This is a genomic window from Kocuria sp. APC 4018 (assembly GCF_030407675.1).
In the GTDB taxonomy this organism is placed as follows: domain Bacteria; phylum Actinomycetota; class Actinomycetes; order Actinomycetales; family Micrococcaceae; genus Kocuria; species Kocuria rhizophila.
This window is the reverse complement of the sequence record NZ_JASDCY010000020.1, coordinates 1-11438: the sequence shown is the minus strand read 5'-3', so window position 1 is coordinate 11438 and position 11438 is coordinate 1. Positions and strand designations below refer to the sequence as shown.

12 protein-coding genes are annotated in these 11438 nt (G+C 71.4%); 2 read left to right on the top strand and 10 right to left on the bottom strand.

Features of this window, described 5'->3' with window-relative positions:
• Nucleotides 1–65 precede the first annotated feature (65 nt).
• Nucleotides 66–335: a 30S ribosomal protein S15 gene (gene rpsO / locus QL985_RS05515; protein WP_019310893.1), complete on the bottom strand. Its 270-nt coding sequence runs from the start codon at nucleotides 333–335 to the stop codon at nucleotides 66–68.
• A 188-nt stretch (nucleotides 336–523) separates the two neighbouring features.
• On the opposite strand from rpsO, the gene mtnN reads away from it, so the two are divergent.
• Both mtnN and QL985_RS05505 read left to right on the top strand, forming a co-directional pair.
• Complete coding sequence (gene mtnN, locus QL985_RS05510; protein WP_019310892.1) at nucleotides 524–1285, top strand: 5'-methylthioadenosine/S-adenosylhomocysteine nucleosidase; 762 nt, start codon at nucleotides 524–526, stop codon at nucleotides 1283–1285.
• 77 nt (nucleotides 1286–1362) lie between these two features.
• Nucleotides 1363–2235, top strand: a complete 873-nt coding sequence (locus tag QL985_RS05505; protein WP_019310891.1) for an aldo/keto reductase — start codon at nucleotides 1363–1365, stop codon at nucleotides 2233–2235.
• Between the two features lie 211 nt (nucleotides 2236–2446).
• Here the strand turns inward: QL985_RS05505 and QL985_RS05500 are convergent, their stop codons facing one another.
• The 9 genes from QL985_RS05500 to rimP form a co-directional block, all read right to left on the bottom strand.
• Nucleotides 2447–3475 (bottom strand): bifunctional riboflavin kinase/FAD synthetase, encoded by a 1029-nt coding sequence (locus QL985_RS05500; protein WP_019310890.1) that lies wholly within the window; start codon nucleotides 3473–3475, stop codon nucleotides 2447–2449.
• A gap of 45 nt (nucleotides 3476–3520) precedes the next feature.
• A complete protein-coding gene (locus QL985_RS05495) occupies nucleotides 3521–3988 on the bottom strand; it encodes a hypothetical protein (RefSeq protein ID WP_019310889.1) in 468 nt (155 codons plus the stop codon).
• Between the two features lie 44 nt (nucleotides 3989–4032).
• Nucleotides 4033–4404, bottom strand: a complete 372-nt coding sequence (locus QL985_RS05490) for a hypothetical protein (RefSeq protein ID WP_019310888.1) — start codon at nucleotides 4402–4404, stop codon at nucleotides 4033–4035.
• Nucleotides 4404–5582 (bottom strand): tRNA pseudouridine(55) synthase TruB, encoded by a 1179-nt coding sequence (gene truB, locus QL985_RS05485; RefSeq protein WP_019310887.1) that lies wholly within the window; start codon nucleotides 5580–5582, stop codon nucleotides 4404–4406. Before truB ends, QL985_RS05490 begins: the two co-directional genes overlap by 1 nt.
• 5 nt (nucleotides 5583–5587) lie before the next feature.
• Nucleotides 5588–6049 (bottom strand): 30S ribosome-binding factor RbfA, encoded by a 462-nt coding sequence (gene rbfA / locus QL985_RS05480; protein WP_019310886.1) that lies wholly within the window; start codon nucleotides 6047–6049, stop codon nucleotides 5588–5590.
• Nucleotides 6050–6262: 213 nt separating this feature from the next.
• Nucleotides 6263–9154, bottom strand: a complete 2892-nt coding sequence (infB, locus tag QL985_RS05475) for a translation initiation factor IF-2 (protein ID WP_019310885.1) — start codon at nucleotides 9152–9154, stop codon at nucleotides 6263–6265.
• Nucleotides 9155–9279: 125 nt separating this feature from the next.
• Complete coding sequence (locus tag QL985_RS05470) at nucleotides 9280–9612, bottom strand: YlxR family protein (RefSeq protein WP_019310884.1); 333 nt, start codon at nucleotides 9610–9612, stop codon at nucleotides 9280–9282.
• Between the two features lie 127 nt (nucleotides 9613–9739).
• Nucleotides 9740–10717 carry a transcription termination factor NusA gene (nusA, locus tag QL985_RS05465; protein ID WP_019310883.1) on the bottom strand — a complete coding sequence of 326 codons (978 nt, stop codon included), beginning with the start codon at nucleotides 10715–10717 and terminating at the stop codon, nucleotides 9740–9742.
• A gap of 149 nt (nucleotides 10718–10866) precedes the next feature.
• On the bottom strand, nucleotides 10867–11358 hold the full coding sequence (gene rimP / locus QL985_RS05460; protein WP_019310882.1) for a ribosome maturation factor RimP: 492 nt from the start codon (nucleotides 11356–11358) through the stop codon (nucleotides 10867–10869).
• Between the last annotated feature and the right edge of the window lie 80 nt (nucleotides 11359–11438).

The following is an 11438-nucleotide window of genomic DNA, read 5'->3' as shown; positions in this document are numbered from 1 at the left end:
CAGCGCCGGGTGTGGTGATTCCCCGCGCTCCCGGTGGGGAGGGCGGGGAATCGCCGGGACTCACATCACTTGCGCAGGCCGAGGCGCTCGATGAGCGCACGGTAGCGGGCGATGTCAGTGCGACGCAGGTAGTCAAGCATGCGACGACGGCGTCCCACCAGGGCCATGAGGCCGCGACGGGTGTGGTGGTCGTGCTTGTGCATCTTCAGGTGCTCGGTCAGATCGGAGATCCGGCGAGACAGAACGGCGATCTGCACCTCGGGTGAACCGGTGTCGCCCTCGTGGGTGGCGTACTCGGTGATGATCTGGTTCTTGACAGCGGCATCCAGTGCCATGGGTAACTCCTAGAGTCAGTACCGTGACCGCCCGGTGCGTGAGATTCCCGCCCGGGGTCCGGGGCGTGCCCCGGGGCCCGACCGCCACGGACCGCAGTCAGACCGTTGACCATCCTAGCCGATGCCGCCGCGGAGCACCGCACCGCTCCCCTGGCGTGCGTGTCCGAGCGGACTGGGACAATGGTGGCATGCACAGCACAGACACGTCCGACGACGCCGCCCTGTTCGCCGCCTGCGTGGGCGCACCCGCCGTGGTGGTCGCCATGGCCGAGGAGGCGCAGCCCTTCCTCGACCTCGCCACGGCCCGCTGCTCGATCCCCCAGCAGGTGGGAGGCGCGCAGCTGCACGCCCTGGAGCTGGAGGGCGGGCCCGTGCTCCTGGTCCGCACGGGCATCGGGCTGGTCAACGCGGCCTCGGCGCTGACGTCCGCCCTCGAGCGGTTCGAGCCGAGCGCCGTCGTGTCCGCGGGGTCCTGCGGCGGGCTGCGCGCGGACGTGAACGTGGGCGACCTCGTGGTCGGGACGCAGTTCCGCTACGCGGACGCGGACGCGACCGCCTTCGGGTACGCCCCGGGGCAGGTGCCCGGGATGCCCGAGTCCTTCACCGCCGCCGAGCCCCTCGTGACCGCGGCGGAGCGCCTCACCGCGGAGGAGGGACGGCAGCTGTGGCGCGGCACCATGCTCTCCGGCGGCTCGTTCGTCACCGCCGAGAACGTGGGGGCCACCCGTGACGTCTTCCCCGAGGCGCTGAGCACCGACATGGAGACCACCGCCCTGGCGCAGGTGTGCACGGGCCACGGGACCCCGTTCCTCGCGGTGCGCAGCATCTCCGACCTGTGCGGCCCCGCGGCCGACCAGCAGTTCCACCTGGAGCTGGACGTGGTCGCACGGATCAGCGCCCGGGCTGTGCTGCGGGTGCTGCCCGCGCTCGAGGGCGCCGACCGGGCGTGAATCCAGGATCACCGGGGATACTGTCCGGTGAGAGCAGTGCACCAGACCAGACAGGCATCGAGGAAGACGAGGAACGCATGAGCAAGGACAAGACCCAGGACCTCCGGGACACCGCGCCGGAGGTGGCCCCCCACGTGATGCGGGACGGCCACGAGATCCCGCAGCTGGGCTTCGGCACGTACCCCATGGACGACGCCGAGGCGGAGGCCCTGATCCCGGAGGCCCTGTGGCGCGGCTACAGGCTCATCGACACCGCGGTGAACTACGGCAACGAGCGCGGCGTGGGCCAGGGCATCCGCCACAGCGGCATTCCCCGGGACGATCTGTTCCTGACCTCCAAGATTCCCGGACGCGACCACGGCCGGGCGAGCGTGCGCCGCTCGCTCGAGGAGACCCTCACACGTCTGGGCACCGACCACCTGGACCTGTACCTGATCCACTGGCCCAATCCGGGCGTGGACCAGTACGTGCAGACCTGGCAGGAGATGCTGGCCGCGCGGGACGAGGGCCTCGTGCGCTCCGTGGGTGTGTCCAACTTCCTGCCGGAGCACCTGCTGCGGCTCGAGCGGGAGACCGGGGAGATGCCCGTGGTGAACCAGGTGGAGCTGCACCCGCAGTACCAGCAGGAGGCTCTGCGCCGGTTCCACGAGGAGCACCGCATCCTCACGCAGGCGTGGTCCCCGCTGGGCCGCAAGACCGACCTGCTGCAGGACGAGTGGCTCGCGGAGATCGGGCGTCGGCAGGGACGCACTCCCGCCCAGGTGGTGCTGCGCTGGCACGTGCAGTCCGGCATCGTGCCGATCCCCAAGTCCTCCAACCCGGAGCGGATGGCCGAGAACATCGACGTGTTCGGCTGGGAGCTCACGGACGAGCAGATGGAGCGGTTGCGCATGATGCACACCGGGATCAGCGGGTCCGGATTCGATCCGGCGGTGCACGAGGAGATGTGAGTCCACCGGCCGCGGGGTCATCTCCCCGCGGCCGGTGCTCGACAGAGACGGCACCGGCGGTCAGGCGTGTTGCACGACCCCTGCCGCGCCCGGGCCGACGACGCCCCGGGCCACGGCACGTGGGCGCAGCATGGGAGCCGTGCGGCGCGGCGCAGCGCGGGCACGTGCGCCGGGAGCGGTCGGGCCGCCGATCCCTGCGGCGTCGGAGCCGTCAGTCCGCGGTGCGCTCCCCCGTCTGCCGCTGTTCGCGCAGGATGTCGCGCGTGCGTCTGACGTCGTCGCGCATCTGCAGCACGAGGGCGTCCACTCCCCGGTAGGCCACCATGCCGCGCAGCCGTTCCACGAACTCGACCACCACGGTCTGCCCGTAGAGGTCAAAGTCCTCCACGGCCTCCTCGGGGCGGTCGATCACGTGGGCCTCGACCTGACGGGTGACGCCCTCGAACGTGGGGTTGGACCCCACGGAGATCGCGGTGGGCCACCGGGCGCCCTCCTGGTCCACGAGCCACCCGGCGTAGACACCGTCCGCGGGGATGAAGCCCGTGGCCTCCGGGGCCAGGTTGGCGGTGGGAAAGCCGAGCTGCCGGCCACGGGCCGCACCGTGGACCACCTCGCCACGCATGCGGTGGGGCCGACCGAGCAGCTGGGCGGCACCCGTGATGTCACCCGCCTCCAGGCACGAGCGAACCCAGGTGGACGAGCAGCGCCGATCCTCTCGGCGTGGCGCGGAACCGTCCGTGTCATCGGCGTCCGCTGCCACGGGGGTTCCGGGAACGTCCTCCACGACCACCACGTCGAAGCCGTGCTGGTGTCCCAGCTCGCGGATGGCGGTGAGGTCCCCCGAGTTGTCCCGGCCCAGCCGGACGTCGGAGCCGATGACCAGGGAGACCATGCGCAACGGGTTCACGAGGTAGTCCACGAGGAACTCCTCGGGGCCGAGCTCGGAGAACTCCAGGCTGTACGGCAGGACGAGCACGGCGTCCACACCGGTCTGCTCGAGCGCGTCGAGCTTGTCCTCGAGGCCCATGATGAGGCCGGGGTGGGACTCCGGACGGTGCACCAGCGCGGGGTGCGGGTCAAACGTGACCACCACCGAGTGCGCCTCACGCCGCCGGGCGGTGTCCAGGAGCCGGGTGAAGACCTCCTGGTGGCCCCGGTGGACACCGTCGAAGTTGCCGATGCTCACCACGGAGGGACCGAATCCAGGCGTGACCTCGTCCAGGCTTCTCCAGCGAATCACAGCTCTCCTCGATGTCTTCTCGGCTGGTGGCGCATCTCGTAGAGCCTACCGCTCCGCGCGGGACGGCCGCGTCACCCAGAGCCACGCGAGCCCCACCACGGGGAGCACGAGGGGGATGTAGCCGTACCCCGCGCCGAAGTCGGACCACACGCTGGCCTTGGGGAACAGCTCGGGGTGCAGGACGCTCAGCAGTCCCACGCCGAGCACGCCCACGAGCTCCACGAGCACCGCGGCGGTGGCCACGCGGTGCCAGCGCGCGCCGGAACGGGACAGGGCGATCGTGGCCACCACGTACACGGCGGCGGAGAACGTGGACAGCAGGATCGCCAGGGGCGCCAGGCTGAACTCGGTGGCCAGCTGGTACAGCGAGCGGACACCCGCGGAGAGGGAGAAGACCCAGTAGACCACGATCAGCACGCGGCCGAAGCCGGTGCTCTTGCGGTCGTGCCGCCGGGCACCCGAGCGGCGGCCGAAGCGCTGCTGCAGGGTGCTGTGCGAGGTCTCGCGGTCCATCGTCTGTCCTTCCGTGAAGTGCTGGGGTGCGGGCGCGCCAGGGGTCACTGGTAGTACCAGATGTAGTTCATGCGGTAGACCATCACGATCACCACGGGGCCCGCGGCCGCGAGGATCAGCGTGGACCACCGGGACCGCTCCACGAGGGACCACACGAACGTGCCCGCCGGAATCAGCAGCGCGGTGAGGAGGTACCCCCAGTACTCCAGCACGCTGCCGGAGGCCGAGGGGCCGAGGACCGGCAGCAGCAGCGAGCCCACGCAGTACACCAGCAGGAACGCCTCGAGGACCAGCACCGAGCCCTGGGAGAAGTCGTCCGGTGCCCGACCTCGCAGTGCCTGCACGAGGCAGACCACGCAGGAGAGCACACCGAGGACCACCGCGGCCCAGAACCACCCGTCGTATCCCCACAGCATCAGTCGTCCGCCCGCTCTCCGTGTGTCGTGTCCGTGTCTTCCGTGGTGGCTCCGCTCCCCCGGTCCTCACCCGGGGTCCCGGGGGCCTGGTCGGCAACGGCGTGCGGCTGCACGGAGTGTTCCGCCGCCCCGGGTGTCTCCCGTGGTGCCGGCTCGGAGAACGTGGTCCCCGCAGTGATCCCCAGCACCGAGGTCGTGTAGCGCTGCTCCGCACTCCCCCGGTTCTCGGCCAGGGCCACGAGCGTCCCGTCCGGCGCGAAGCACGCGACGGGAGTCTCCGCGGCTCCCCGGGCGGCGTCGTGGCGGGGAGTCCTGGAGGCCGGGATGCGACGGCCGTGGGAGAGGTCCGTGGCCTCCGTGGCCGTGAGCTCGCGCACCGGGAAGAGCTTCCGCGCGGCGTCGGCAATGGCCAGCGTGGTCACCGTGGCACCGGAGCGCACCTGTTCCGTGAGCTCCTCCAGCGTGTGGGCGGAGTCCAGCGTGAAGGATCCCACGCGGGTGCGCCGCAGCGCCGTGAGGTGTCCGCCCACGCCGAGGTCCTCCCCCAGGTCCCGGGCGAGCGCGCGGACGTACGTTCCGGAGGAGCACGTCACGGTCGCGTCCACGTCGATGGCCCTGGGCGCCCCGGGGCCGTCGCCCGCTGCGGACTCCGCGCGGCGGATCGAGTGCACCTCGAACCGGGACACCGTGACCGGGCGGGCCGGCAGCTGCACGTCCTCTCCGCTGCGCACCCTCGCGTAGGAGCGCTGACCGTCCACCTTGATCGCGCTCACCGCGGAGGGGACCTGCTGGATCTCGCCCGTGAGCCGCGCCACGGCGGCCATGACCTGCTCGTCCGTGATCCCGGCCAGCAGCTCGGGGTCCGCCGTGCGCGTGACGTCGCCCTCGGCGTCGTCGGTCACGGTGGCAGCCCCCAGACGGATGCCGGCGCGGTAGGTCTTGTCCGTGCCGGTGACCCAGGTGAGCAGCTTGGTGGCCTTCTCCACACCGATCACCAGCACGCCCGACGCCGCCGGGTCCAGTGTCCCGGCGTGACCCACCTTCCGGGTCCCCGCCAGTCGGCGCATGCGCGCGACGACGTCGTGCGAGGTCCAGCCCAGCGGCTTGTCCACGACCACGAGCCCCGGGACCCTCGGAAGGGACGGGGCCGGGGTGGGGACGTCCTCTCGCGCGCCCACCGCGCTCAGACCTGCGGAGTGCTGCGGGGGCCCTCGGCGTCGTCCTCGTCGGACGGTGTGCGGTAGGCGTCCTCCCCCGCCGCGTACTGGGCGCCCTCTGCCTGGGCCGCCACCTGGGCGTCCTTCTCACGGGCCGAGCGCAGCAGGGTCTCCAACCGGGCGGCGTCCGCGGGGATCTCGTCCGCCACGAACGTGAGCGTGGGGGTCAGCCGCGCGGTGATGTTCTTGCCCACCTCGGAGCGCAGGATGCCCTTGGCGGACTCCAGCGCGCGGGCCGTCTCCTCACGCTGCTCCTCGTCCCCGTAGACCGTGTAGTAGAGCGTGGCGTGCTGGAGGTCGTTGGTCACCCGGGCGTCGGTCACGGTCACGAAACCCAGCCGGGGGTCCTTGATCCTGCGTTCGAGAGCCTGGGCCACGATCACCTTGATGCGATCGGCCAGTCGTGCGGCGCGTGCGGCGTCGGCCATGGTGGAACTCCTCGTGTGCGGGCGGCGCGGCGCGCCGCCGAAGTCGGGGGGCGGAACCGCCGGAGCGGGTCCGCCCGGAGCGGCGCGTCGGGAACGCACCGCGGTGCGGGCGGATGCCCGGGGCCTCTGCGAGGAGTCCCCGGGCATCCGGTCACGCTGTCGTGCGCACCGGCCGCGGCGCCCCGCGAGGAGCGCCCCGGCCGGTGGAGCCTGTCAGTCGCGCGGCTTCTCGCGCATCTCCCAGGTCTCGATGATGTCACCTTCGTGGATGTCGTTGAAGGAGCCGAGCCCGATACCGCACTCGTAGCCCTCGCGGACCTCGGTGGCGTCGTCCTTGAAGCGGCGCAGCGAGTCGATGGTGAGGTTGTCCTGCACCACGTTGCCGTCGCGCACCAGGCGGGCCTTGCCGTTGCGGCGGACGATGCCCTTGGTGATGTAGGCACCGGCGATGTTGCCCCACTTGGAGGAGCGGAACACCTCGCGGATCTCGGCGGTGCCGAGCTCCACCTCCTCGTACTCCGGCTTGAGCATGCCCTTGAGCGCGCTCTCGACCTCGTCGATGGCGTTGTAGATGACCGAGTAGAACTTCATCTCCACACCCTCGCGGTCCGCGAGCTCCGTGACGCGCTCCGCCGGGCGGACGTTGAAGCCGATGATCACGGCGTTGTCCACCGTGGCCAGGTTCACGTCGTTCTGCGTGATGGCGCCCACGCCGCGGTGGATGACGCGCAGCTGGACCTCCTCGCCCACGTCGATCTTGAGCAGCGAGTCCTCGAGCGCCTCCACGGCACCGGACACGTCGCCCTTGATGATGAGGTTGAGGGTGTCGATCTTGCCCTCGGCCACGGCCTCGTCGAAGGACTCCAGCGTGATGCGCTTGCGACGCTTGGCCAGCTGGGCGTTGCGGTCCGCAGCCTCACGCTTCTCGGCGATCTGGCGGGCGGTGCGCTCCTCCTGGGTGGCCAGGAAGGTGTCACCGGCGCGCGGCACGGTGGACAGACCCAGCACCTGCACCGGACGGGACGGCGTGGCCGCCTCCACGGTGCGGCCCATCTCGTCGAACATCGCGCGGACACGGCCGTACGCCGCGCCGGCGACGATCGAGTCGCCGACCTTCAGCGTGCCGGACTGGACCAGCACGGTGCACACGGCACCGCGTCCCTTGTCCAGGTTGGCCTCGATGGCCACACCGCGGGCGTTCTTGTCCGGGTTGGCCTGCAGCTCCAGTGCACCGTCCGCGGTCAGCACGATCGCGTCCAGCAGGTCGTCGATGTTGAGGTTCTCGCGGGCGGAGACGTCCACGAACATGGTGTCGCCGCCGTACTCCTCCGGCACGAGACCGTACTCGGTGAGCTGGCCGCGGATCTTCTCCGGGTTCGCGTCCGGCTTGTCCACCTTGTTCACGGCCACCACGATCGGCACGTTGGCCGCCTGCGCGTGGTTCAGCGCCTCCACGGTCTGCGGCATGACGCCGTCGTCCGCGGCGACCACCAGCACGGCGATGTCCGTGACCTGCGCACCACGGGCACGCATGGCGGTGAACGCCTCGTGACCCGGGGTGTCGATGAACGTGATCAGGCGCTCCTGGTCGTCCACCTCGGTGGAGATCTGGTACGCACCGATGTGCTGGGTGATGCCACCGGCCTCGCCCTCGATCACCTTGGTGTTCCGGATCGCGTCCAGCAGACGGGTCTTGCCGTGGTCCACGTGGCCCATGACGGTGACCACCGGGGGACGCGGGGCGAGGACGTCCTCGCCCTCGGCCTCCAGCTCGGCCTCGAGGTCGATGTCGAAGGACTCGAGCAGCTCGCGCTCCTCGTCCTCCGGGGAGACCACCTGGATCTGGTAGCCGAGCTCGGCACCGAGGAGCTGGAAGGTCTCCTCGTCCAGGGACTGGGTCTGCGTGGCCATCTCACCCAGGTGGATGAGGACGGTCACGAGCGACGCCGGGTTGGCGTTGATCTTCTCCGCGAAGTCCATGAGCGAGGCACCGCGGCGCAGGCGCACAACCGTGCTGCCGTCGCCGTGGGGCACCGACACACCGCCGACGGCGGGTGCGCTCATCTGCTCGAGCTCCTGGCGCTTCGCCCGCTTCGACTTGCGGTGCTTGCCACGGGCACCGCCGCGGCCGAAGGCACCCTGGGTGCCGCCACGACCGCCGCGACCGCGGAATCCGCCGCCGCCACCGGGTCCGCCACCGGGACCGCCGCCACCGCGGCGCGGGCCGCTGCCCGGAGCCGGACGGCTGCCGATCGGCGCCACGCTCGTGGTCTGGCCGGGCATCATGTTCGGCGAGGGGCGAGGACCACCGGGACGGGGGCCGCCCTGGCCCTGACGGGGAGCGCCCGTGCGAGGCGCACCGGGACGCGGACCGCCCTGGCCCGACTGCGCGGGACGGGGGCCTCCGGGGCGCGGACCGCCCGGACGGGGCCCGCCCTGACCGGAGTTGGCCGAGCGCATGCCCTGCTGGGCTGCGAACGGGTTGTTGCCGGGGCGCGGTGCACCGGGCTTGGCGGAGCGCTGCTGGCCACCCGGACGAGGACCGCCGCGCTGCGCGCCGCCCTCGGAACGGCCCATCCCCTGCTGCGAGGCGAACGGGTTGTTCCCGGGGCGGGGAGCGGACTGCCCCGGCTTGGCGCCGGGCGCGGGGCTCTTGCGCGGGCCGGGAGTGGCGCCCGCGGGCTTGGGAGCGCTGCTCGCCGGGGCCTCGGGGGTTGCGGACTCCGACGACGGCGCGGCCGGCTCGGTTCGCTGCGGCGCCTCGGCCTTCGGGGCGGCGGCCTTCGGGGTCTCGCGCGCCGCGGGCTTCTCGGCCGGTGCGGCGTCGCTGGACGCGCCGGGCTTGGCGGGTGCCTTGGCGCCGGGCTTCGGGCCCGGGGCCGCGGGCTTCTTGGCACCCTGGGAGGGGGCCTTGGCCGCGGGCTTGGACGCCGCGGCGCTGTCGCCGCCGGCGGGGAACGCGGTGCGCAGCTTCTTGGCTACGGGCGGCTCGACCGTGGACGATGCGCCACGGACGAACTCACCGAGTTCCTGAAGTTTGGAAATTGCTTCCTTGGACGTGATTCCGAGCTCTTTCGCGAGCTCGTGGACACGGGGCTTGGCCACTGTTCTCCTGTCTCGGTCCGCACCGAAACAGGTACGAACCGTTTATCTTCCGTTGAAGCCGCCGCCGGACACGAGCGCGGTGCGCGGGTGTCCTGCACGGCTGCGGGGTGAGTACGTGGAGGTACTCATCGGCCGGCACTCATCGGTTTTCCATGGTCTTCTGACTCGCTTTCCTGGTGTTCGTCCTCCTGCACGGGCAGGAGCACGCGGAGCTGTTCCATGAGGTCCTGCGCGCTGACCGCGGTGCGGAACGAGCGGTTGAAGGCCCGTTTCCGGATCGCGAGGTCGACGCAGCGGGGGGTGGCGTGCACCCAGGCCCCACGGCCTCCCAACTGGCGGCGGAGATCCGCAACGACCCGGGGGCCGGCTGCGGTGCTCTCCGTCGTCACGCGGACGAGTTGATCGGGGGACGTCACGGTGCGACACCCCACGCAGGTGCGAAGGCTCGTGGTGCTCATCCCTGCCCCTCGTGTGCCATCCCCGTGGACCGCCCGGCGCCTGAGCGCGCACGGTCCCGACAGATGGTCCACCTGATCAGATCACAGTCTAGCGCGCCGGGCGCCGTTCCCCCGAATCCCGCGGGTCTCAGCGATCCGTTGCGCGGGACTCCGGGACGATGTCGATCTTCCAGCCCGTGAGCCGGGCCGCGAGGCGCGCGTTCTGTCCCTCCTTGCCGATGGCCAGCGAGAGCTGCGCGTCCGGGACGACCGCACGCGCGGAGCGGGCTGCCTCGTCCAGCACGACGACGCGCGACACCCGGGCCGGGGACAGGGCATTGAGGATGAACTCGGCCGGGTCCTCGGAGAAGTCGATGATGTCGATCTTCTCGTCCCCGAGCTCGTTCATGACCGCGCGCACACGCGAGCCCATGTCCCCGATGCACGCGCCCTTGGCGTTCGCACCGGGGCGCGTGGCCTCCACGGCCATCTTGGTGCGGTGCCCGGCCTCGCGGGCCAGGGTGACGATCTCCACGGAGCCGTCCGCGATCTCCGGGACCTCCATCTCGAACAACCGGCGCACCAGGTCCGGGTGGGAGCGGGACAGCGTGATGGACGGGCCCTTGAAGCCGCGCTTGGCCTCCACCACGAACGCGCGGATGCGGTCGCCGTGGCGGTAGGTCTCTCCCGGGACCTGCTCGTGCGGGGGCAGCAGCCCCTCGACCGTGCCCAGGTTCACCTGGACCATCTTGGGGTTGTTGCCCTGCTGGATCTGGCCGGACACCAGCTCACCCTCACGGCCCTTGAAGTGGCCCAGGACGTTGTCGTCCTCGACGTCCCGCAGCTTCTGCAGGATCACCTGACGCGCGGTGGCGGCGGCGATCCGTCCGAAGCCGGAGGGGGTGTCGTCGAACTCGCCGATCCGGCGGTCCTCCTCGTCCAGCTCGGGCGCCCAGATGGTCACGTGGCCCGAGCGGCGCTCGACCTCGGCACGGGCGCCGTCGATCGCTCCGGGCGAGCGCATGTAGGCCAGCAGCAGCGCCTGCTCGATGGTGGGGATCAACACGTCCACGGGGATGTCCCGCTCGCGCTCCAGCAGTCGCAGGGTGCTCATGTCGATGTCCATGTGTCCGGCCTTCCTTCGCGCCACGCGGCTGTCCGGCCCGAGCGGGGCCGGGAACCAAACAGCGCGCCGCACGGGTGCGTGCGGTGCGCTGCTGCATGGGTCTCACGTCGTGATCTGTTGCAGGCCATGCTACATCGCCGGGCCCGGCCTCAGATCTCCACCTCGGACTTCGCCCCGCGGATGCTCGCGTAGTCCACGCGCTCGGGGTCCAGCAGCTTCACGGGCATGCCCTTCTTGGGCTGGTGGGAGCGCTGGACCACCGCGTGGTCGTCGTGCGCCTCGAGCAGCCGCGCCGTGAAGCGCTCGCCCTCGAGCGGCCGGATCCGCACCAGGTGGCCCACCGTGCGCCGCCAGTGCCGCGGCGTCTCCAGCGAGCGTGTGGCGCCCGGTGATGACACCTCGAGCTCGTAGGGCGGACCGGGCACGGGGTCCGTGCGGTCCAGGGCGTCAGAGATCTCCTGCGCCACGGCGGCCACCCGGTCCAGGCTCAGCGCGTCCGTGCCGTCCGGGAGGTCCACGAGGACCTGCAGGGTCCGGGTTCCGCCCTGTCCCTTCAGCTCACACTCCTCCAGGAACAGCCCGGCGGCCTCCACCACGGGCTCCACGGCGGCGCGGATGGGTGCATCGTGCTCGGAAGTCATCGGTCCTCTTTTCGTGCGCGCCCGGTGCTCCGGGCGCCTGTGCGGGTCGGGTGTCCTCCCTATCATGGAGCAGACCCGTC

Excerpts from the sequence above, each read along its gene's own strand:
- rpsO (WP_019310893.1), bottom strand. The coding sequence starts at position 335 with ATGGCACTGGATGCCGCTGTCAAGAACCAGATCATCACCGAGTACGCC.
- mtnN (WP_019310892.1), top strand. The coding sequence starts at position 524 with ATGCACAGCACAGACACGTCCGACGACGCCGCCCTGTTCGCCGCCTGC.
- QL985_RS05505 (WP_019310891.1), top strand. The coding sequence starts at position 1,363 with ATGAGCAAGGACAAGACCCAGGACCTCCGGGACACCGCGCCGGAGGTG.
- QL985_RS05495 (WP_019310889.1), bottom strand. The coding sequence starts at position 3,988 with ATGGACCGCGAGACCTCGCACAGCACCCTGCAGCAGCGCTTCGGCCGC.
- QL985_RS05490 (WP_019310888.1), bottom strand. The coding sequence starts at position 4,404 with ATGCTGTGGGGATACGACGGGTGGTTCTGGGCCGCGGTGGTCCTCGGT.
- rbfA (WP_019310886.1), bottom strand. The coding sequence starts at position 6,049 with ATGGCCGACGCCGCACGCGCCGCACGACTGGCCGATCGCATCAAGGTG.
- QL985_RS05470 (WP_019310884.1), bottom strand. The coding sequence starts at position 9,612 with ATGAGCACCACGAGCCTTCGCACCTGCGTGGGGTGTCGCACCGTGACG.
- nusA (WP_019310883.1), bottom strand. The coding sequence starts at position 10,717 with ATGGACATCGACATGAGCACCCTGCGACTGCTGGAGCGCGAGCGGGAC.
- rimP (WP_019310882.1), bottom strand. The coding sequence starts at position 11,358 with ATGACTTCCGAGCACGATGCACCCATCCGCGCCGCCGTGGAGCCCGTG.